Below are 19182 nucleotides of genomic sequence, written 5' to 3'. Positions count from 1 at the left end.
CGGTGACCGGTTTCACCCCATTGAGGACGACCAGTTGGCCGACATCGGGTGAATTAACCCGCCTGGAGGAACTATCTGTACACCGGCGGCCGGTGTTACCCCTGGCAGTCGCCCGATGGCCATCCGTTCGACTTCAGCAAAGCGAGGGTTTCGTCGCCGAACGGGTTCACGCCGGGGCCGACCGCGAGCGTGTGCGCGAGGTGGACGTGCAGGCATTTGACGCGGCCGGGCATCCCGCCCGCGCTGACCTCGTGACCGAGGGGGTCGATGGCGTCGCGTTCGGCGAGGTAGCTCTCGTGCGTCCGCTGGTAGGCGGCCGCCAGCTCCGGGTCCTCCGCGAGCCGGTCGGTCATCTCCTTCATCAGCCCGGACGCTTCGAGCGTGCCGACCATGGAAGTCAGCTTCGGGCAGGTCAAGTAGTAGAGCGTGGGGAACGGCGTGCCGTCGTCGAGGCGTGGGCTGGTCTGCACGACCGACGGGTGGCCGCTCGGGCAGCGCGCGGCGACGGCGCGCAGCGCACGGGGTGCCCGGCCGAGCTGTTCCGCGATGATCTCGCGGTCGGCGTCGGTCACGGGCTCGAAGGAAGACTTTTCCGTGCTGTTCACACCCATAAGGCTAAAGGGGGCGCTTCAGCCACCCGCGACCTGATCCCACAGCTTCTCGTACCAGGAGCCCGCGGGCACCGGCTGCTGACCTTGCGGCTGCCCCTGCTCGGGCGCCTTGTCCTCGGGGAGCTGCACGATGTACGGCGTCTCCCCGGGCTTCACGAAACCGAACCGCTTACGGGCCTCGGCCTCGATCTGCGCCGGGTCGCTCAGCTCGGCCTTGCGGCCTTCCAGCTGGGTGACGCTGCGCTGCAGTTCGGACTGCAGTTGCTGCTGTTCGTTCACCTCGGACTTCTGGCTGAGGTACGTGCGCAGCGGGACGGCGATGGTGAACGCGAGCGCGCACACCACGATCGCCACCACCGCGGCCCGGCGGGTGGTGGACATGCCGAGCACCTTCGCGGCACCCGATGCCCGTTTCGCCGCCAGGCTGCGGCGCAGCCGGGTTCGGGCGCGGACCTCCGTCGTCGTCGTGCGACGGGCACGCTCCGGCCGGCGGCCCCTGCTGGAGCCGCCACCGCTCGCGCGCCCGCCGCTACGACGGGTCGTCGTCCGCGCCCTCCCCCGGTCCGCCATCATCTTTATCGCGCCGACCGCGATCGCGCTGCCGGGGCGCGGCGTTCCGCCTTGAAGCCCACTGAGCACGTGAAGGGCGCCCCGCCATCGCGATAGCGGGGCCTTACGGCCAAAAGGCGCGACTTCAAAAGATCAAAAGACACTTCCGACTCACCCCTCCGGGCTGAACCGCGGGAACGCGAGGTCGCCGGCGTAGCGAGCCGCGTCGGCGAGGGTCTCCTCGATGCGGAGCAGCTGGTTGTACTTGGCGATCCGCTCGCCGCGCGCCGGGGCGCCGGTCTTGATCTGGCCGACACCGGTCGCGACGGCGAGGTCGGCGATGAAGGTGTCCTCGGTCTCACCGGACCGGTGGCTCATCATCGACTTGTAGCCGTAGGAGGTGGCCAGCGAGATCGCGTCGAGGGTCTCCGACAGGGTGCCGATCTGGTTGACCTTCACCAGCAGCGCGTTGGCGGCGCGGCGGGTGATGCCCTCTTCGAGACGGTCCGGGTTGGTGACGAACAGGTCGTCACCGACCAGCTGGACCTTCTCGCCGATCTCGGTGGTCAGCTGGACCCAGCCGTCCCAGTCGTCCTCGCTCAGCGGGTCCTCGATGGACACGAGCGGGTAGTCGCGGACGAGCTCGCCGTAGTAGGCGGACATCTGCTCGGCGCTCTTCTTCGCGCCTTCGAAGGTGTACGCGCCGTCGGAGAAAAACTCCGTCGCGGCGACATCGAGCGCGAGCGCGACGTCACGGCCCGGGGCGTACCCGGCCTTCTCGATCGCCTGAAGGATCAGGTCGAGCGCTTCGCGGTTGTTCTTCAGGCTGGGCGCGAAGCCGCCTTCGTCGCCGAGGCCGGTCGCCAGGCCGCGGCCCTTCAGGACCGACTTCAGCGAGTGGTAGACCTCGGTGCCCCAGCGCAGGGCCTCGCGGAACGACTCGGCGCCGATCGGCGCGATCATGAATTCCTGGATGTCGACATCGGTGTCGGCGTGCGCGCCACCGTTGAGGATGTTCAGCATCGGCACCGGCAGCACGTGCGCGTTCGGCCCGCCGAGGTAGCGGAACAGCTCCAGCTCGGCCGACTCCGCGGCGGCCTTCGCGACGGCGAGCGAAACGCCGAGGATGGCGTTCGCGCCCAGGCGGGACTTCGCCGGCGTGCCGTCGAGGTCGACCAGCTTCTGGTCGACGATGCGCTGGTCGACGGCGTCGGTGCCGACCAGGTCCGGGCCGATCTCGTCCAGGACGGCCGCGACCGCGCGCTCGACACCCTTGCCGTTGTACCGGCCGGTGTCGCCGTCACGCAGCTCGACGGCTTCGTGTTCGCCGGTGGACGCACCCGAGGGGACCGCGGCCCGCGCCAGCGTGCCGTCGTCGAGAGCCACCTCCACTTCGACCGTCGGGTTGCCTCGCGAGTCCAGAATCTCGCGAGCGCCTACCTGCTCGATGAGCGCCACGCCATGCTCCTCATGTGGGTTGTGCCTGCGGTGACCGGGCCCAGCCTAGCCGTCACCGCAGTTCACCCGTTGGAGGCACGCGCCACAGCACGCCCTGACCAGACTATTCCGCGGCTGGTTCGTCCGCCCGGACTTCCTTCCAGCCCGACGGAAGCTCGACGGTGTCGGAGAACTGCTGCCAGAAGGTCCAGCTGTTGCCGCCGATGTCGGAGACGGTGAACACGCGGGCGCCGTACGGCTGGTCCTGGGGAGCGTCGATGTCGACGTCGTCGCCCAGGGCGGCCCGGACCCGCTCGTATTGCGCGTCGGCGTCGGCGACGTAGACGATGTTCAGCTGCCCGACCGGACCGTCGACGCCCTTCGCCTGCCAATACTCGGGGCCGACCCCGGCCAGCTGGATCTTGGCCGGGCCGGCGCACAACGTGGCCTGGAACACCTCTCCGGAGGCGTCGGCGAAGCGCACTTCCTCGGTGAACCCGAACACTCTGACCAGCCACGCGACCGCCTCGGTGGCGTCGGCGTAGTAAAGGTATGGCGCGAGCCCGAGGTATCCGGGCTCGGTTTCGGGCCTATCCGCTTCGGTACCGCTCATGGCAGGACAGTCCACCATGACCGTTTCAGCAGTCGAGATCGGCCCTGCCCAGGCGTATCGTGGAGCGGACCATGATGGATGCCGAACCCGCCCCAGAACCCGGCCCGGACCCGTCCGGCGAGTCACGGTTCCGCGCCTTCCGGCAGGCGGAGGCGCTGGTCGAAAGCCGCAGACCGCTCGACGCCCTCAAAGCACTCGAGCCCTTGCTGGAACACGAAACCGACAAACCGAGCGTTCAGTTGCTGGCTGGCCGCGCGTACTTCTACTCCGCACAGTTGCGGCGGGCGGAGCGTGCCTTCACCCGGGTGCTGGAGCTGGATCCCACCGATCATTACGCGCGGTTCGTACTCGGACGGACCCTCCAGCGCCTCGGCCGGTTGACCGAGGCGCTCGCGCAGATGCGGATCGCGTCGGCGATGCACCCGATCCCGGAGTATCTGGAGGCGATCAGCGAGGTCAGCGCGCGGATCGCGTTGCGCGACTGACCGGGCGCCTCATTTCGACCTGGCGCGCAGATGCGCCCGTTCGCCCTGTTTGCCGAAGAGCACCAGCAGTTCCACCGGCCCCGGCCCCGCGCTGCCGAACCAGTGCGGCACCCGCGTGTCGAACTCCGCCGCCTCGCCGGGACCCATCGTGAAGTCGCGGTCGCCGAGCAACGCCCGCAACCGTCCACTGAGGACGTACATCCATTCGTAACCCTCGTGGGTGCGCTGCACCGGCTCGATGTCCTCGACCGGGATCAGCAGTTTGAACGCCTGCGGCTGGCCCGGCTGCGCGGTCAGCGCCCACGCGGTGAACCGGCCGAACTTCTGCGCCTTCATCCGGACCCGCGGATCGGCGGGTTCGGGTTCGCCGACCAGTTCGTCGAGCGGGACCTGATGCGCCGCCGAGAGCGTGAGCAGCAGCTCCAGCGTGGCCTTCCGCGTGCCCGATTCGAGCCGCGAGAGCGTGCTGGCGGAGATCCCCGTCGCCTCCGAGAGCGCGGAGAGGGTGGTGCCGCGTTCCTTGCGCAGGGCCTTGAGCTTCGGGCCGACCTCGGCGAGCCGCCGTTCGATGTCCTCCATGCCCCCAGTTTGCCAAATCGGCAATGAACTTTGCCAATCCTCGAAGAAATCCGGATGCTCGGGACCATGAACGAATTCGACGTGGTGATCATCGGTGGCGGCGTGGCGGGGCTCAGCGCGGCCTTGGTGCTGGGCAGGGCACGGCGCAAGGTGGCCGTGATCGACGGCGGCACCCCGCGCAACGCGCCCGCCGCGCACGCCCACGGTTTCCTGACCAGGGACGGCATCCCGCCCAAAGAACTACTGGAGATAGGCCGTGACGAAGTCCGCGCGTACGGCGTCGAGCTCATCGACGACGTCGTCCACCGGCTGCGGCACGACAAGGCGGTGGAACTGGCGAGCGGGCGGGTCGTCGGCGGTCGCCGGATCGTGGTGACCACCGGGCTGGCCGACGAACTGCCGGACGTCCCCGGCGTCGCGGAACGCTTCGGCACCGACGTGCTGCACTGCCCGTACTGCCACGGCTGGGAGGTGCGCGATCAGCGGTTCGGCGTGCTCGCCACGTCCGAGAAGGCGATCCACCAGGCGCTGATCGTCTGGCAGTGGAGCAAGGACCTGACCTTCTTCACGCATACCCAGCAGATCTCGGCCGAAGACCGGGCGAAGCTGACCGGGCTGGGCATCCGGATCGTCGACGGGAAGGTGTCCGAGCTCGCCGTCGAAAACGACCGGTTGACCGGTGTCCGGCTCGTCGACGGCGAATTCGTCGAACGCGACGTCGTGTTCGTCGGCCCGAAGTTCGTCCCGCACGACCGGCTGCTCGCCCAAGTCGGCTGCGCCCGTACCGAAAGCGGCTCGATCGCGGTGGACGCACAGGGGCGCACGAACGTGGACGGGGTCTGGGCGGCGGGGAACGTCGTCGATCCGATGGCGCAGCTCGTCGTCGCGGCGGGCGACGCCTACCGGATGGCGTCGGCGCTCAACTTCGATCTGGTGCTCGAAGATCAGGGCGCGACGCTGGCGTCCGCGTAGGTGTCGGCCGCGCTGAAGACTTCCTGGACGTAGGGCACCGCGGGGTTGAACACCCGCATCGACTTCCACCAGCCGTCCGGGGTGGCGACGTCGTCGCCGGCGGCGCAGAGGTAGCGGCCGGTGGCGAAGGCGGCGTCGTCGAGGTCCTTCGGATCCGGCTGCTTGCCGTCGCTCCTGGCGCGGGCGGAGTGCTTGGCCCAGATCTCGGGCGAGAGCGTGATCGGGCCGGGCCTGCCCTGCGCCGTCTCGACGTGGGAGATGCCCGCGAGGGTCGCCCACGAGAGATGACAGCCCGGCTTCTGCCGCCGGAGCCACATCTCGGCCCGGCCATAGGCGGACAGATCGGTGACGGAGAGCCGGGTCTTCGCGGCCACCCGTTTCGCCCAGGTCTCCAATTCGGCCGCGTCGGAAACGGTGGGCCGGTCGGGCGGCGCGGCGAGCCCGGCGCGCGGCGTCGCCACCCCGGGCTGCGGCTTCTGATCGGGAACCGCGAGCGCGGGCTGGGGCTGAGGTGCCGGAGGCGGCTCCTCCCCGCCCGGCCGGTTCACCCCGACCGTCATGATCAGCACCACGCCGGTGAGCACGAGCCCGCCCGCGAAGGCGAGCCTGGGCACGTACGGCGGCAGAGGGCGGGCAGGGTGCTCCGGCGCTTCGGTGCTCTGGGCGGTTTCAGCCACCCGGTCAGGTTACTTCGCCACACTTCCGGGCGATGACCCATTCGGCTTAAGAAGTCGACTGGGAAACCGGTCTCACGGACTTCGGTGAAAGCAGTTGACCTCCAGTCAAGTGGAGGTCGGACACTGGCCCCATGTTCAGTGAAGCGGAACTCGACTACCTCGCCACCCAAGCGCTCGGACGGCTCGCGACGGCGCAGCCGGACGGAACGCTGCAGGTCAGCCCGGTCGGCTACGTCTACAACACCGAGACGAAGACGATCGACATCACCGGCTACGAACTGGCGAAGAGCAAGAAGTTCCGGAACGTGGCCGCGAACGGGCGGGCCGCGTTCGTGGTGGACGACATGCCTTCACAGGACCCGCCGAGGATCCGCTGTCTCGAGATCCGCGGCCGGGCGGAGGCGCTCACCGGTGCCCGCACGGCCGACGGGCCGTTCGACGGCGCGGTGATCCGGATCCACCCGTCGCGGATCATCAGCCTCGGTGTCGACGACCCGGACCACGATCTGCTCGATCTCGTTCCGCACAACCGGGACGTCTGAGCCCTTCGGATGTCATGAAAGGGTCGTTCCTGACGTTTCCCGTCAGGAACGACCCTTTCATGACATTTCAGCGGCGGTTACCGAAGACCGCGTAGCTCACCAGGCCCGCCACGGCGAGCACCACGGCGGTCCACGTGGCTTCCGCGACACCGGCGGGCTGGAAGAGCCACGTGATCACCAGCTGCGCGCTCTCCGTGCTCGACGTGGTGGCCCAGACCAGGAACGTGACCGCGAAGCCGAACAGCGGCAACGTCCACCCGAAGGCCCCGCCGAACAACACCGCGGCGATCCCCGCGAGACCGAGCAACCCGCCCGCGTTCCGCACGATGATCTCCACCGGGACCCGCTCCGCCTCCCACAACCGCGGCAGCAGCGCGGCACCGGCGCCGAGGCCGCCGATCAGCAGGAGATGCAGGACGCGGCGAGGTGCCCAGCGGATCGCGGCGGTCCGGTCGAGGTCGGCGTCCTGCCCGCTGAGGCCGATGGCGGTCACCGAGATCGCCACCAGGAGCGCCAGGGAGACCGGGAACCTCGTCCAGTGGTCCCGCGCGAGGAACCAGATCACGGCCATGCTCACCGCCAGCCCCGCGAAGGACGCGGGCATGGCGCGCGAGCGCGCGTACAGCACCGCCCACCTCATCGGGCGCCGCCGAGGAGGACGTCGAGCTGGTTGCCCTGGCAGGTCAAGCCGGCCTGCCGCTGCGCGATGATCCGCTCCCGCTGCACATCGGGCGGAAGGGCACGGAAGGTCTCCCACTTCCGCACGACCTCGTTCTTCGTGTCGTCGCTCAGCCAGGAAGCCCCGGTCACCTTCCACTCGCCGAGGAACCAGCTCGACGAGATCGACCGCGCGGTGAGTTCGTCCAAAAAGGACTCGTTGACGCCTTGAAGGCTGTAACAGGTCGGCGTCCCGGAGCCGGCGACCAGCGTCCGCGTCATGTCGTCCGAATTCAGGACCGAACGGATGGACCAATCCACCAGGTCCACGTAGACGGTGCCGGCGGCACGCGGCGGCACCTCGTCGTAGCCCAGCCGCCGGTCCAGCGCCGCGACCTTGACCGGCGCGTCCGGCAAGGTTCCCAACAGCCGCAACGCTTCCTTGCCCGGCGCGGCGAGGCGTGGCAGTTCGGCTTCGAGCATGCGGGGAACGCAGACCGGGCCGTCGCAGACCATCTCGGTCGCGGCCGGGTCGGAGACCTCGGCTTCGGCCGTACTGCCGGGAAGAACGGGCAAGGCGATCACGGCCGCCGCCAAGGCGGGGACGACGGCGAGCCACTTCGCAGGCTTGGAGCGGGCGGCCAGCAGGAGGAATCCGGTCACGGCCAGTCCGGCGAGCCAGACCCCCTGCCCGAGATCCATCCATCCCGCTGTGGTCTTGAACGGATCCCTGACGACGTCCATCGCGGGAGAGAGCAAGGAGATCCGGAACGGCACGATCCCGGCCAGCACACTGCCCTCCGCCCCGGCGAACTGGAACAGGAGCACGACCACGAAAGCGGCGACGGCGACCGCGGGCGCGGTCAGCGGATGCGGCAGCAACCGGCCGATCCCGAGCCCGATCCAGGCTCCCGCGAGCATCGCGAGCACACCGACCACGACGATCGGCAGCCAGCCGAAGGTGAAGAACCCGCCGTTGAAAGCGGATTGGACGGCACCGACGGCGAAGATCAGCAGGAAGCCCAGCACCAGAAGGCCGCCCAGCGCACCGGCGAGTTTCGCGGCCCGCTGCCAGCCGGGGCGCGGCATGGTGGTCATGAGTTCGACCGTGCCGGACCGGCTGTCGCGCATACCTTGGATGATTCCGGCGCCGATCGCGATCGGCCACAGGAACACCAGCAGGAATCGGCTCCACTCCGCGGCGTGCGTCCAGTGCTCGTCCCAGGCGAGCGGCGGCTTCGTCCACGGGCCACTGAACGAATAGAGGAAACCGAACGCGACGACGAGGATCGCGAGCGTGGCCCAAGGGGCGATGGAACGGCGGACTTCGGTCCGCAGGACGCGCGTTTTCACCAGTTCCCCTTCCCCGGCTCATGCCCCAGCAGCGCCGAATAACCGCGCTCGATCGGGCTGTCGCCGACGTGCTCCTCGCTCCCGGCCGCGACCAGTTCGTCCGGAGTGCCCTGGAAGACGAGCTTCCCGTTTGCGAACAGGACGACGTCGGTGCAGGCCGTCGCGACGTCCTCGACGAGATGCGTCGAGACGACGACGCAGGCGTCCCGGCCCAGTTCCTGCATGAGCTCACGGAACCGCACGCGTTGCGCCGGATCGAGTCCGGCGGTCGGCTCGTCCAGCAGGAGGATGTCCGGATCGTTCACGATCGCCTGCGCGATCCCGACCCGCCGCACCATTCCGCCGGACAGGGTCTTCATCCGATCGTCGGCGCGGTCGGCGAGGCCGACGCGTTCGATCGACCGCTGCACCGCCGCCGGGATGTCCTCTCCCGCCATTTCCTTCAGCCAGGCGATGTACTCGACGAACTCGCGGACGGTGAATCGCTTGTAGAAACCGAAATTCTGCGGCAGGTAGCCGATGCGGCGGCGCAGGCGGCGCTGATCGGTGAACCCCCCGACGGATTCACCGAGCAGCGCCAGCCCTCCCTCCGCCGGCCGGAGCACCGTCGCCAGTGCCCGGATCAACGTGGTCTTCCCGGCCCCGTTCGGGCCGAGCAGACCGTGCACCCCCGTGCCAAGCTCCAGGTCGAGCCCGTTCACGGCGAACTTGCGTTTGCCGACGCGGACCTTCAGCCCCTCCGCCTTGATCTGCCACGCGTAGGTCGTCGGCGCGACCTCCGCGGCCCCGACAGCACGCATCATGTTCTCCCCTTCGTTCATCGTCCGGATCCGGTGAGCAGGCCGAAGACGCTCCGCCGGAGCACCACCACGACCGCGGTCACCGCGAAGATCACGCCCCACACCGGGAGCAGCCGGGGTTCGAGCGCGGTGGCACGCCCTTGCGAAGCCACCGCGGGCGCCAGGATCACCGCCACCCAGACCCCGGAAAGGACATAGGCCGCCCGCACCACCCCGATCACCCCGCCGAGCGCGAGCGTCCCGGTGGTGAAGGCCAGGCTGGGCAGGAGACCGAGCCCGAAGCCGCCACCGCCGAGCCAGCTCGAAAGGCCCTGGATCGGCAAGACCACGGCGAGGACCGCCGTCGTCCGGCGGAGCAGCAGGTAGAGACCGGCCCTCGGTGTCGAAGTGACGAGTTCGTACGCGGGATCCAGTCCCTTCGCCCACGACACAGCCACCCCGAGCACCGGCAGGACCGGCGAGAACAGCTGGACGAACGAGTAGTCCTCGCTCCCGGTGAACCCGACCGCGTCCAGCAGGAAGCCGATCGCCGGGATCAGCAGGATCATCACCAGCCACGGCAGCATCACCGGCGTCACCCAGGTGTGCAGCCGTGGCGCCCACCGCCTCCGCATCGGGCTCGGCCCCGCTTCGGCGAGTTTCGGCCCCAGCCCGGCCCAGACGTCGTCCACCAGCGCCGACACCGACGGCAGGCTGATCGCGGACAGCCTCCCCCGGCATTCCGCACACGATTCGAGATGGGCTTCGACCGCCCAGACCTCATCACCGGCCAAATCGTCGTCGCCGAGGACGTAACCGGTGAGAAGCTGTTCGGACACGTGTTCCTTGTTCACGACAGCGCCTCCCGCATCGCGATCCGAGCCCGCCTGGCGCGGGTCTTAACGGTTCCCTCCGGCACCCCGAGCAGGACCGCGGTCTCGCGGACGGTCAGTCCGTCGAGCACCATGGCCTGCAGGACCTGACGGAGTTCGGGAGCGAGCCGTCGCAGCGCGTCACCGACGTGGTCACCGACCGCACCGGCCAGCGCCTCGTCCTCGGCCGCGGGTGAAACGGCCGTTTCCGCGACCGGCAGCGGCTGCGCGAACTTCGCCCGGCGGCGGAAGGCGTCGACCAGCCGCCTCGCGGCGATCGTCCACAGCCAGCCGACGGCGCTTCCGCCGACGGCCGAACCGGCGAACGCGCCCGCCGCGCGCCAGACCGCGAGGTAGGTCTCCTGCATCACCTCGGCGACGATCTGTTCGTCGGCGCAGCGACGGCGCAGGCGCACGGCCAGCCACGGCGACGTGCGGCGGTAGAGCTCCTCGAACGCCGCGCGGTCGCCCTTGGCGGTGCGGCGGACGAGCTGCTCTTCGTCCGGTTCCGTTCCCTTCACATCCGGCAAGACGCCGAGATCACCGAAAGGGTTCTCACCCGATTGTGTTCCGCATCACAGCGGAGCGGTCTTCAGGAGGTCGGCCAGAACTTGCGCCAGCCGTCGGCTTCGAGCGTCGTCGGCTCCAGACCGGCGTCCCGCGCGGCCTGTTCGGCGTCCCGGATGTCGCGCGCGAACCGCTTCGCGACGGCGCGGAGCTCACCTTCGGGATCGATCCCCGCCCGGCGCGCGGTCGCGGCCACCCGGAACAGCTGGGCCGCCGCCTCGGCGCCGTCGGGGAACAGGTCGAGCGGGATCCCGGCCCGGCCGCTGCGCTGGCCGAGCTTCCCGGCGAGCGCGACGGCGGGCTGCCCGAGCGCGACGCCGTCCACAATGGACTGACGGCTCTTCTCGGCCTGTTTCAGTTCTTCCCATTTGAGGTTCTGGTCGCTGACCGTCTCGACCCGGGGAGCGTCACTGAATATATGCGGATGACGTCCGACGAGTTTCGCGACCAGTCCGGACGCGACCTCGTCGATCCCGAACGGATCGGCCGCGTCCTCGACGGCGACACGCGCGTGGAACAGCACCTGGAGCAGGACGTCGCCGAGTTCCTCGCGCAACGCGGCCCTGTCGCCCTCCTCGATCGCGTCGAGCAGCTCGTAGGTCTCCTCGACCAGGTACTGACGCAGCGACTCGTGCGTCTGGACGGCGTCCCACGGACATCCGCCCGGCGAACGCAGGCGGTCCATCACCTCGGCGGCCTCGACCAGCGGCGGAACGGGCGCTTCGATCACCCGCGCCCCCGACCTGATCAGGGCCGCGGCCTTCGCTTCCCGGCGCGAACCCGCGATGAGCACGAGGTCGCGCTCCTGTGTGTCACCGAGCGCGGGCACCCCGAAAACGCCGGCATCGACATCGGAAGCCGCATACACGGCGGCGCTGCTTCGGAGGATCGGGAGTGCCGCGGCGGGCAGTGTCGCCCCGCGGGCGATCACGACGACGGCAGTGGTCACGGGTTTCGCGGCGCGGCACCGTGCACAGGCAGCACGATGCCCTTCTTCGAAGCTTCGTTGGGCGCGAGGTCCATGCCCACAACATCCCACACGCCGTAGCGCGGGTTCACCTTGAGGTCGACCTGGTCGAGGTACGGCTGCAGGAGCCGGATACCCACTCCTGCCAGCTGCTGAGCGGTCGGCTGCGCAGCCTGATCCGACGCGACGGGCTTGTCGGCGGTCCGCTCGCGCACCACGACGACGACCCAAAGCGGCTGCTGCGGTGTCGGCTGGAAAGCGGCGACGGTGTTGGGTTCGAGACCGAACAGGACGGTGGCCGCGGTCGCGGGCGACTGCATCGCGGGCAGCTTCTGGCCGGTGCCCGCCTGCGTGTCGGCGGTCTGCTGGTCCTGAGCGATCAGCTCGGCGGCCGCGTTCGGCGACGCGGCGAACTTCCGGGCCTTCTCGATCGCCTGCTCGCGCAGCTTGTCCGCGTCGGAACCGGTGGCGTCGGTCGAGGAGACCGAGCTGAAATCGAACGTGACGGTGAGCTTGTCCAGGTACTTCATCGCGAGCTGGGTCTGCAGCGCCGCGTCGACCAGGGCATCACGGTGGTCCCGCACCCGCGCCACGAGCTGCTGGACGCTCAGCGCGGGGTCGTCCTGCGGGTTGGCCTCCATCGGCTTGGCCAGCGGGTCCTTCTGCAGCGCGTTCACGACGAGGGACTCGTCGACCCGGACGCCTTCCCGCTGAGCGGCGCGCTCGGTGAGGTCGTGCAGGATCTCCTGGCGCACGATCTCGCGGCCGACGAGGTCGAGCTTGTGCTCACGGGCGAGCTGCTGCCCGTACGGGTGCTCACGGACGGCCTTGTCGATCAGCTGCTGCACGCGATCCACCGAGACGGTCTTGCCCTCGATGATCACCGCGGCACCGACCTGCCCGGGACCGGCGTTGCATCCGGCGAGAAGGAGAGAACCGGCAAGAACCCCGACCAGCGCGCGACGGCGCCCCATGATCCGCATCACAGGGCCTACCCTCTCATACCGGCCCCGGCGAGAGAACCAGGTCATAAGTCGCGATTCGAGCTCGGCTCACGCGACGGGCGCCGGTGACTTCATCAGATTCGTCAGCAGCTTCGCGCACCAGTCCAGCAGCTCCTCGTCGCGCAGCGCCGGGGCGCCCATGCGGCCACCCGCCGGGCCCTCCGTCGGCTTCGGCACGGAAACCGTGTTCGTCACCGCCTTGTAGAGAGCCTTGGGGTACAAGCGCTTCAGCCGCACCAGCTGCGAATCCGCCAGCGGCAGCGGCGCGAACCGGATCGACGTGCCCTGGACGGCGACCTCGGTGACCCCCGCCGCGCGGCAGGTGTGCCGGAACGCGGCGACCGCGAGCAGCCTTCGCACCGGGGCGGGCGGCTGACCGTAGCGGTCGATCAGTTCCTCGCGGACGGCGTCGAGCCCGGCCTGGTCGGGGGCGGCCGCGATCTTGCGGTACGCCTCCAGCCGCAGCCGCTCGCCCGGCACGTAGTCGTGCGGGATGTGCGCGTCCACCGGGAGATCCACGCGGACTTCGGCGAGCTCCTCCTCTTCGGAGGTCTCCGCGCCCGCGTGCCGGCGGAACGCGTCGACCGCTTCACCGACGAGCCGCACGTACAGATCGAACCCGACTCCCGCGATATGCCCGGACTGCTCCGCACCGAGGATGTTGCCCGCCCCGCGGATCTCCAGGTCCTTCATCGCGACGGCCATACCCGCGCCCAGCTCGGTGTTCTGGGCGATGGTCGCGAGCCGGTCGTGCGCCGTCTCGGTGAGCGGGGCCTCCGGCGGATAAAGGAAGTACGCGTATCCGCGCTCGCGCCCACGCCCGACCCGGCCGCGCAACTGGTGCAGCTGCGCGAGCCCCAGCAGGTCACCGCGCTCCACCAGCAGCGTGTTCGCGTTCGAGATGTCCAGCCCGGTCTCGACGATCGTGGTGCAGACGAGCACGTCGTACTCGTTCTCCCAGAAACCCTGGATGATCTTCTCGAGTTTCTCCTCGTTCATCTGCCCATGCGCGGTGACGACGCGCGCCTCCGGCACCAGCTCGCGAATGCGCTTCGCGGCCTTCTCGATCGAGGAAACCCTGTTGTGCACGTAGAAGACCTGGCCGTCACGCAGCAGCTCGCGCCGGATCGCGGCGCCGACCTGCTTGTCGTCGTACGCGCCGACGTAGGTCAGGATCGGGTGCCTGTCCTCGGGCGGGGTCAGGATCGTGGACATCTCGCGGATGCCGGCGAGCGACATCTCCAGTGTCCGCGGGATCGGCGTGGCCGACATGGTCAGCACGTCGACGTGCGTCCGCAGCGCCTTGATGTGCTCCTTGTGCTCGACGCCGAACCGCTGCTCCTCGTCGACGATCACCAGGCCGAGATCCTTGTACCGGATCCCGGTCTGCAGCAGGCGATGCGTGCCGATCACGATGTCGACGTCGCCCGAAGCGAGCTGTTCGAGGATCGCGTCCGACTCCGGCTTCGAGGTGAAGCGCGAGAGCCCCTTGATCTTCACCGGGAACGAACTCATCCGTTCGGTGAAGGTGTTGAGGTGCTGCTGCGCGAGCAGGGTCGTGGGCACCAGCACCGCGACCTGCTTGCCGTCCTGCACCGCCTTGAACGCCGCGCGCACGGCGATTTCGGTCTTGCCGTAGCCCACGTCGCCGCAGATGACGCGGTCCATCGGGACGCCGCGTTCCATATCCGCCTTGACCTCGTCGATCGCGGCGAGCTGGTCGTTGGTCTCGGTGAACGGGAAGGCGTCCTCGAGTTCGCCCTGCCACGGGGTGTCCTGCGCGAACGCGTGCCCGGGCGCGGCCTGCCGCGCGGCGTAGAGCTGCACGAGTTCGGCGGCGATCTCCTTGACCGCCTTCTTCGCCTTGGCCTTGGTGTTCTTCCAGTCCGACCCGCCGAGCTTGTTCAGTGTGGGCAGCTCGCCGCCGACGTAGCGGGAGACCTCGTCGAGCTGGTCGGTCGGGACGAACAGCCGGTCCCCCGGATGCCCGCGTTTGGAGGAGGCGTACTCCAGCAGCAGGTACTCGCGGGTCGCGCCGGCGACCGTGCGCTGCACCATTTCGACGAACCGGCCGATGCCGTGCTGGTCGTGCACGACGTAGTCGCCCGCCTTGAGGGCGAGCGGGTCGACGGCGTTGCGGCGCCGCGACGGCATCTTGGTGCTGAAGTCCTTTGTGGACGTCCCGGCGCCCGAGCCGCGACCGGTGAGGTCCGATTCGGACAGTACGACGAGGGCGCGCTCCGGCGAGACGAAACCGTCCGACAGACCGCCGCACGTCACCGTCACGACGCCCGGCGTCAGCGGACCTGTGATGCCTTCGGCGAGCGACGCGGGCACCTCTCCCGCCGACAGCTGCTCGACGGCGCGGGCCGCGGTACCGTGCCCGGCGACGACGAGCACGGCCGTCCCGCCCGCGGCCGTGTGGGCGCGCAGATCGGTCGTCGCGCGCTCGACCTCGCCGCGGTAGTTCGGCGCGGCCTCGATCGAGACGCGGTAGACGTCGGGATCGTCGCTCGCGAGCTGCGTCAACGTCCACCAAGGACGCTTCGTCTCCTGAGCGTGCTTCGCGATCTCCGCGAGGTCCCGGTACGCGGACGCGCCGAGGTCGATCGGCGCCTGACCGCCCGCGGCGGCCGTCGTCCAGGACGCTTCGAGGAACTCCTGCCCGGTGCGGACCAGGTCGGCCGCGCGGGCGCGGATCTTCTCCGGATCGGCCAGCAGTACGTGCGTGCCCTGGGGCATCGCGTCGGTCAGCAGGTCCAGCTCGCCCTCGCACAGCACGGGGATGAGCGCCTCCATGCCCTCGACGGGGACCCCGCCGGAGAGTTTGGTGAGCATCTCGGTGAGCTGCGCGTCGGCCTCGTACGTCGTCGCGAGCTCGGCGGCCTTCGCCCGGACCGGCTCGGTGAGCAGCAACTCACGGCACGGCGGCGCGCTGACGTGCTGGATCTCGCCCGGCAGCGACCGCTGGTCGGACACCGCGAACGCGCGGATCTCGCTGACCTCGTCGCCCCAGAACTCGACCCGTACCGGATGCTGCGCCGTCGGCCCGAACAGGTCGAGGATGCCGCCGCGCACGGCGAACTCGCCGCGCTTCTCGACCATGTCCACCCGCGTGTACGCGAGCTCGACCAGCCGCTCCAGCAGCCCTTCGAAGCTCTGCTCCTCGCCGACGACCAGGTCGATCGGGGCGAGCGAACCGAGCCCGGGCGCCATCGGCTGGATCAGGCTGCGGACGGTCGCGACGACGACGCGCAACCCGTCCGAGCCCGTCTTGAGCCGGTGCAGCACCTCCAGCCGCCGCCCGACGGTGTCCGCCCGCGGGGACAGCCGCTCGTGCGGCAGCGTCTCCCAGGACGGGAAGTCGACGACGGCGCCTTCGCCGAGGAACGACTTCAGGGAAGCGGTCAATTCGTCCGCCTCGCGGCCGGTGGCGGTCACCGCGAGCACGGGGCGGCCGGCGCCCTCGTCCGCGGCGAGGGCACCGGCGACCAGCTGGCGGGTGGCGATCGCGCCCTGGAGTTCGAGCACCGGGGCACCGGCCCGCTCTACGACCCCGCGAAGGGCCGGATCGGGAAGGATGGAATGAAGGAGTCCGGACAATGGAGCGTTTGTCACCGTCCCAGCCTACGTGGGGGCACCGACAGTCCGCCGCGCGATTACCGGGGCAGGGCGTCGAAGACCTTCGGGAGCTGCTCGTCGAACTCGGCCGGTTCCTGCGTCGCGATGCGGATCAGCACGTGTTCGGCGCCCGCGTCCCGGTATTCGCGCAACCGGTCGGCGACCTGCTCCGCGCTGCCCGCGATCTGCATCTGGATCTTCTCGACGAAGTCCAGCGGGACGCCGTAGTTCCGCTGCGCGTAGTCCTCCAGCCGCTCTCGTGCCCTGATCGGGTCCTCCTCGATGAGCACTGTCGCGAACAACGCCGGTGTCACAGGGCGTACGGCGGCTTCGCGGATCTTCGCGAGGCCGTCGGTGTAGTCCGCGACGTCGGGCGGGTACGGCAACCAGCCGTCGTAGAGCCGTCCCGCACGCTTCAGCGCGCCCGGGGTGAAGGCGGCCAGCCACACCGGCGGACCACCGGGACGATGCGGCTCGGGGTACTCCGGCAGGGCGTCGTAGTGCAGAACGTCGCCGTGGAACGGGCCGCTCTTCCCGCTCCAGACGTGCCGCCACAACGCGACGATGTCGTCGAGGCGGGCGCGGCGGCGTTCCCACGGGACCCGGGTGAAGGCGAACTCGGGTTCGCTGCGACCCGCGAATCCGGCACCGACGCCGAGCGTGACACGGCCCTGGCTGAGCAGGTCGAGCGACAGGATCGCGTTCGCGGAAAGGATCGGATCCCGCAACGCCGGCAACAGCGCGGCGGTGCCGAGGGTGACCCGCTCGGTTCTGGCGGCGAACGCGCCGAGCAACGTCAAGGAATCGATGGGCGCCTTCGCGAGCGTGTCCCCGACCCAGACCGAATCGAAGCCCAGGCGTTCGGCTTCGACCGCGATGGCGACCATTTCCGGCGCGGTGCGCCCGGCGTCGAGGATGGACCGATAAGTGGGGACGACCAGACCGTATTTCATGCCGGAAGCTTCTCCGCGGCGGGGAATCGTCTCAATTCCTTCGAGGGAATGGCGACGCCGCCGTCGTCTCGGCCAAGATGGCGGCCATGGTTTCCGGATTCGGCCCCGCGCTCCGGGGCTGGCGCGAACGACGACGGCTTTCCCAGCTGGAGCTGGCGATCCGGGCCGGGACCACTCAACGGCACGTGAGTTTCCTGGAAGGCGGCCGGTCGATCCCCGGCCGCGGCCTGGTGCTGCGCGTCGCCGAATCCCTCGAACTGCCCCTTCGTGAACGCAACGGCCTGCTGCTCGCGGCCGGGTTCGCTCCCGGTTTCCCCGAAACGGAATTGGACGATCCGAGCCTGCGGCCGGTCCTCGACGGTATGCGGCGGCTGCTCGACGGGCACCGTCCGTATCCGGCCATCGTGGTCGACCGCTACGGCGTGCTCGTCGCCCGCAACGACGCGCTCGACCTGCTGTTCGAGGACGTGGCACCGGAGCTGCTGGAGGAACCGGTCAACACCCTGCGGCTCGCGCTGCATCCGAAGGGGATGGCCCCGCGAGTGCGCAACCTCGCGGACTGGGCCCGGCACATCCTGGAACGGTTGACGCAGGAGATCGCGCACGCGCCCGACGAGCGGCTCACCGCGCTGCTGACCGAACTCGAAGGTTACGTCCCGGCTCCCGGCCCGCCGGGGCCCGATCACCTCGGTTTCGCGGTGCCGATGCGCCTGGCCACTTCGGCGGGCGAACTGCGGCTGATCACGGCCATCACGACGTTCGCGACCGCGGCCGACGTCACGGTTTCGGAATTGAAACTGGAGACCTTCCTCCCCGCCGACGCCGAGACGGCGGCGATCCTCACCCGTTGACCCAGGCGCCCGCGTGGCCCAGGAACAGTTCGGCGCACGCCCACAGCACGGCCGCGCAGACGCTGCCCGGCACGAACCGCCGGTACGGCATCTCCGCCGCTCCCGCGACGCGCGGCACCACGGTCCGCACCCCGGCCAGGCAGCGGCCGGCGATCACGGCAGGCACGCCGTACCGGGCGACGGCCCGCTCCACGCGGTCCCACCGATCCCGGCCGAACCGCCGCCCGAACCGCGTGGTCCGCAGCCGCGGGCCCAGCCTCCGCCCCTCCAGGAAGGCGATCTGGTCGCCCGCCACGGCCGCTCCGATCGCGACCGTCAACGCCAGTGGCAGGTCGAGCGTGCCCCGTCCGGCGAGGAACCCCATCAGCAGCAGGCTGGACAACGTCGGCAGCACGATTCCCGGCAACAGCGCGGTTTCCAGGAAGATCAGCGTGCCGCAGACGAGGTAGACGAGCGCGGGCGGCGACTCAAGAAGCGGCCGCAACAGGCTGTCCACGACGCCTCCCGGATTTCTGCGGCAAAGCCGCGCGGTGCACGAAGGCGGGCGGCAGGTTCGGCCAGACCAACGGGGTCCGGCCGGTCACCGCGAACCGGTCCCGCAGCGCCGCGGCGAACCGGCGGGCGGGCGTCGTCCAGGCCGCGTGCGCGTAGGCGAAGGTCGTGAACCGTCCGTGCGGGGCGAGGATCTCCGTCACCTGGTCGAGGATCCGCAGCTGCCGTTCGCCGGGCATGACCGTCCACGGCAGCCCGGAGACCACGACGTCGGCGGCCTCGTCCACATACGAAAGCAGGTTCTCGGCGGAACCCTCGACGACCTCGACGTCCCCGTACCGCGACCGCAGTTCCCGCGCCAGCCGCGGATTGATCTCGACCGCGATCAGCCGCGCGCCCGGTGGCAGACGGCGGACGACGGCGCCGGTGAACACCCCGGTCCCGGGGCCGAGCTCGACGACGAGCCTGGCGCTCTCCAGCCCGAGGCCCGCGGTCATGGCCTCCGCCAGTTTGGGGGAGCTGGCCGCGACGGCTCCGGTCAGGACGGGATGGCGGAGGAATTCCCTGGTGATCGACATGTCCCCGACGCTAGGAACGCGCT

Annotated in this window: 22 protein-coding genes; 5 read left to right on the top strand and 17 right to left on the bottom strand. The window is 69.9% G+C overall.

Going from position 1 to position 19182, the window contains the following annotated elements:
* Positions 1-95: 95 nt before the first annotated feature.
* Both DMC61_RS32850 and DMC61_RS32845 read right to left on the bottom strand, forming a co-directional pair.
* Positions 96-611 (bottom strand): DUF501 domain-containing protein, encoded by a 516-nt coding sequence (locus tag DMC61_RS32850; protein ID WP_016337274.1) that lies wholly within the window; start codon positions 609-611, stop codon positions 96-98.
* Positions 612-629: 18 nt separating this feature from the next.
* Entirely contained in the window at positions 630-992 is a 363-nt protein-coding gene (locus DMC61_RS32845) for a septum formation initiator family protein (RefSeq protein WP_123799156.1), read from the bottom strand.
* Here DMC61_RS32845 and DMC61_RS32840 point away from each other — a divergent pair.
* The gene (locus tag DMC61_RS32840; RefSeq protein ID WP_125694144.1) at positions 991-1236 is read left to right on the top strand and encodes a hypothetical protein; all 246 of its coding nucleotides are present in this window, start codon (positions 991-993) and stop codon (positions 1234-1236) included. The genes DMC61_RS32845 and DMC61_RS32840 overlap by 2 nt on opposite strands.
* A 95-nt stretch (positions 1237-1331) precedes the next feature.
* Here the strand turns inward: DMC61_RS32840 and eno are convergent, their stop codons facing one another.
* Positions 1332-2618, bottom strand: coding sequence for a phosphopyruvate hydratase (gene eno / locus DMC61_RS32835; RefSeq protein WP_016337276.1), 1287 nt, complete (start codon positions 2616-2618; stop codon positions 1332-1334).
* Positions 2619-2721: 103 nt separating this feature from the next.
* A complete protein-coding gene (locus DMC61_RS32830) occupies positions 2722-3210 on the bottom strand; it encodes a VOC family protein (protein WP_125694142.1) in 489 nt (162 codons plus the stop codon).
* Positions 3211-3281: 71 nt separating this feature from the next.
* Here DMC61_RS32830 and DMC61_RS32825 point away from each other — a divergent pair, with 71 nt between their 5' ends.
* On the top strand, positions 3282-3695 hold the full coding sequence (locus DMC61_RS32825; protein WP_125694140.1) for a tetratricopeptide repeat protein: 414 nt from the start codon (positions 3282-3284) through the stop codon (positions 3693-3695).
* 9 nt (positions 3696-3704) lie between these two features.
* On the opposite strand, the gene DMC61_RS32820 is transcribed toward DMC61_RS32825, so the two are convergent.
* Positions 3705-4274, bottom strand: coding sequence for a helix-turn-helix domain-containing protein (locus tag DMC61_RS32820; RefSeq protein ID WP_007028810.1), 570 nt, complete (start codon positions 4272-4274; stop codon positions 3705-3707).
* Between the two features lie 66 nt (positions 4275-4340).
* On the opposite strand from DMC61_RS32820, the gene DMC61_RS32815 reads away from it, so the two are divergent.
* Positions 4341-5246, top strand: a complete 906-nt coding sequence (locus DMC61_RS32815) for an NAD(P)/FAD-dependent oxidoreductase (RefSeq protein WP_233595037.1) — start codon at positions 4341-4343, stop codon at positions 5244-5246.
* On the opposite strand, the gene DMC61_RS32810 is transcribed toward DMC61_RS32815, so the two are convergent.
* Positions 5219-5923, bottom strand: coding sequence for a murein transglycosylase (locus tag DMC61_RS32810; protein ID WP_125694135.1), 705 nt, complete (start codon positions 5921-5923; stop codon positions 5219-5221). The genes DMC61_RS32815 and DMC61_RS32810 overlap by 28 nt on opposite strands.
* Before the next feature lie 131 nt (positions 5924-6054).
* On the opposite strand from DMC61_RS32810, the gene DMC61_RS32805 reads away from it, so the two are divergent.
* Positions 6055-6465 carry a PPOX class F420-dependent oxidoreductase gene (locus DMC61_RS32805; RefSeq protein ID WP_125694133.1) on the top strand — a complete coding sequence of 137 codons (411 nt, stop codon included), beginning with the start codon at positions 6055-6057 and terminating at the stop codon, positions 6463-6465.
* Positions 6466-6532: 67 nt separating this feature from the next.
* On the opposite strand, the gene DMC61_RS32800 is transcribed toward DMC61_RS32805, so the two are convergent.
* The 9 genes from DMC61_RS32800 to DMC61_RS32760 all read right to left on the bottom strand — a co-directional run bounded on the left by DMC61_RS32800 (position 6533) and on the right by DMC61_RS32760 (position 17238).
* Positions 6533-7093: a hypothetical protein gene (locus tag DMC61_RS32800; protein WP_125694131.1), complete on the bottom strand. Its 561-nt coding sequence runs from the start codon at positions 7091-7093 to the stop codon at positions 6533-6535.
* An 8-nt stretch (positions 7094-7101) separates the two neighbouring features.
* Positions 7102-8475, bottom strand: a complete 1374-nt coding sequence (locus DMC61_RS32795; protein WP_125694129.1) for a hypothetical protein — start codon at positions 8473-8475, stop codon at positions 7102-7104.
* Positions 8472-9275, bottom strand: a complete 804-nt coding sequence (locus DMC61_RS32790) for an ABC transporter ATP-binding protein (protein ID WP_125694127.1) — start codon at positions 9273-9275, stop codon at positions 8472-8474. Before DMC61_RS32790 ends, DMC61_RS32795 begins: the two co-directional genes overlap by 4 nt.
* A gap of 17 nt (positions 9276-9292) precedes the next feature.
* Complete coding sequence (locus DMC61_RS32785) at positions 9293-10108, bottom strand: zf-HC2 domain-containing protein (protein ID WP_125694125.1); 816 nt, start codon at positions 10106-10108, stop codon at positions 9293-9295.
* Positions 10105-10647 carry an RNA polymerase sigma factor gene (locus tag DMC61_RS32780; RefSeq protein WP_016337286.1) on the bottom strand — a complete coding sequence of 181 codons (543 nt, stop codon included), beginning with the start codon at positions 10645-10647 and terminating at the stop codon, positions 10105-10107. Before DMC61_RS32780 ends, DMC61_RS32785 begins: the two co-directional genes overlap by 4 nt.
* Positions 10648-10718: 71 nt before the next feature.
* The gene (locus DMC61_RS32775) at positions 10719-11642 is read right to left on the bottom strand and encodes a MazG family protein (RefSeq protein WP_125694118.1); all 924 of its coding nucleotides are present in this window, start codon (positions 11640-11642) and stop codon (positions 10719-10721) included.
* Positions 11639-12643, bottom strand: a complete 1005-nt coding sequence (locus DMC61_RS32770; protein WP_043848391.1) for a hypothetical protein — start codon at positions 12641-12643, stop codon at positions 11639-11641. Before DMC61_RS32770 ends, DMC61_RS32775 begins: the two co-directional genes overlap by 4 nt.
* Before the next feature lie 69 nt (positions 12644-12712).
* Positions 12713-16267: a transcription-repair coupling factor gene (mfd, locus tag DMC61_RS32765; RefSeq protein WP_125694304.1), complete on the bottom strand. Its 3555-nt coding sequence runs from the start codon at positions 16265-16267 to the stop codon at positions 12713-12715.
* A 56-nt stretch (positions 16268-16323) separates the two neighbouring features.
* Positions 16324-17238, bottom strand: a complete 915-nt coding sequence (locus DMC61_RS32760; protein ID WP_125694116.1) for an LLM class flavin-dependent oxidoreductase — start codon at positions 17236-17238, stop codon at positions 16324-16326.
* 86 nt (positions 17239-17324) lie between these two features.
* Between DMC61_RS32760 and DMC61_RS32755 the strand changes: the two genes are divergently transcribed.
* Complete coding sequence (locus DMC61_RS32755) at positions 17325-18089, top strand: helix-turn-helix transcriptional regulator (RefSeq protein ID WP_125694114.1); 765 nt, start codon at positions 17325-17327, stop codon at positions 18087-18089.
* Here DMC61_RS32755 and DMC61_RS32750 read toward each other — a convergent pair.
* Together DMC61_RS32750 and DMC61_RS32745 are read right to left on the bottom strand one after the other, a co-directional pair.
* Positions 18079-18585, bottom strand: coding sequence for a DedA family protein (locus tag DMC61_RS32750; RefSeq protein ID WP_125694112.1), 507 nt, complete (start codon positions 18583-18585; stop codon positions 18079-18081). The genes DMC61_RS32755 and DMC61_RS32750 overlap by 11 nt on opposite strands.
* Positions 18557-19159 carry a class I SAM-dependent methyltransferase gene (locus tag DMC61_RS32745; RefSeq protein WP_125694110.1) on the bottom strand — a complete coding sequence of 201 codons (603 nt, stop codon included), beginning with the start codon at positions 19157-19159 and terminating at the stop codon, positions 18557-18559. Before DMC61_RS32745 ends, DMC61_RS32750 begins: the two co-directional genes overlap by 29 nt.
* Between the last annotated feature and the right edge of the window lie 23 nt (positions 19160-19182).

This window comes from Amycolatopsis sp. WAC 04169, assembly GCF_003947535.1.
Classification (GTDB): Bacteria; Actinomycetota; Actinomycetes; order Mycobacteriales; family Pseudonocardiaceae; genus Amycolatopsis; species Amycolatopsis keratiniphila.
This window is presented reverse-complemented; position numbering and strand designations above follow the sequence as displayed.

Bases quoted from the DNA above. Each gene is read 5' to 3' on its own strand.
- DMC61_RS32830 (WP_125694142.1), bottom strand. From the start codon at position 3,210: ATGAGCGGTACCGAAGCGGATAGGCCCGAAACCGAGCCCGGATACCTC.
- DMC61_RS32805 (WP_125694133.1), top strand. From the start codon at position 6,055: ATGTTCAGTGAAGCGGAACTCGACTACCTCGCCACCCAAGCGCTCGGA.
- DMC61_RS32745 (WP_125694110.1), bottom strand. From the start codon at position 19,159: ATGTCGATCACCAGGGAATTCCTCCGCCATCCCGTCCTGACCGGAGCC.
- DMC61_RS32825 (WP_125694140.1), top strand. From the start codon at position 3,282: ATGATGGATGCCGAACCCGCCCCAGAACCCGGCCCGGACCCGTCCGGC.
- DMC61_RS32770 (WP_043848391.1), bottom strand. From the start codon at position 12,643: ATGCGGATCATGGGGCGCCGTCGCGCGCTGGTCGGGGTTCTTGCCGGT.
- DMC61_RS32790 (WP_125694127.1), bottom strand. From the start codon at position 9,275: ATGCGTGCTGTCGGGGCCGCGGAGGTCGCGCCGACGACCTACGCGTGG.
- DMC61_RS32845 (WP_123799156.1), bottom strand. From the start codon at position 992: ATGTCCACCACCCGCCGGGCCGCGGTGGTGGCGATCGTGGTGTGCGCG.
- DMC61_RS32755 (WP_125694114.1), top strand. From the start codon at position 17,325: ATGGTTTCCGGATTCGGCCCCGCGCTCCGGGGCTGGCGCGAACGACGA.
- DMC61_RS32815 (WP_233595037.1), top strand. From the start codon at position 4,341: ATGAACGAATTCGACGTGGTGATCATCGGTGGCGGCGTGGCGGGGCTC.
- DMC61_RS32840 (WP_125694144.1), top strand. From the start codon at position 991: ATGCCGAGCACCTTCGCGGCACCCGATGCCCGTTTCGCCGCCAGGCTG.
- DMC61_RS32820 (WP_007028810.1), bottom strand. From the start codon at position 4,274: ATGGAGGACATCGAACGGCGGCTCGCCGAGGTCGGCCCGAAGCTCAAG.
- DMC61_RS32760 (WP_125694116.1), bottom strand. From the start codon at position 17,238: ATGAAATACGGTCTGGTCGTCCCCACTTATCGGTCCATCCTCGACGCC.
- DMC61_RS32850 (WP_016337274.1), bottom strand. From the start codon at position 611: ATGGGTGTGAACAGCACGGAAAAGTCTTCCTTCGAGCCCGTGACCGAC.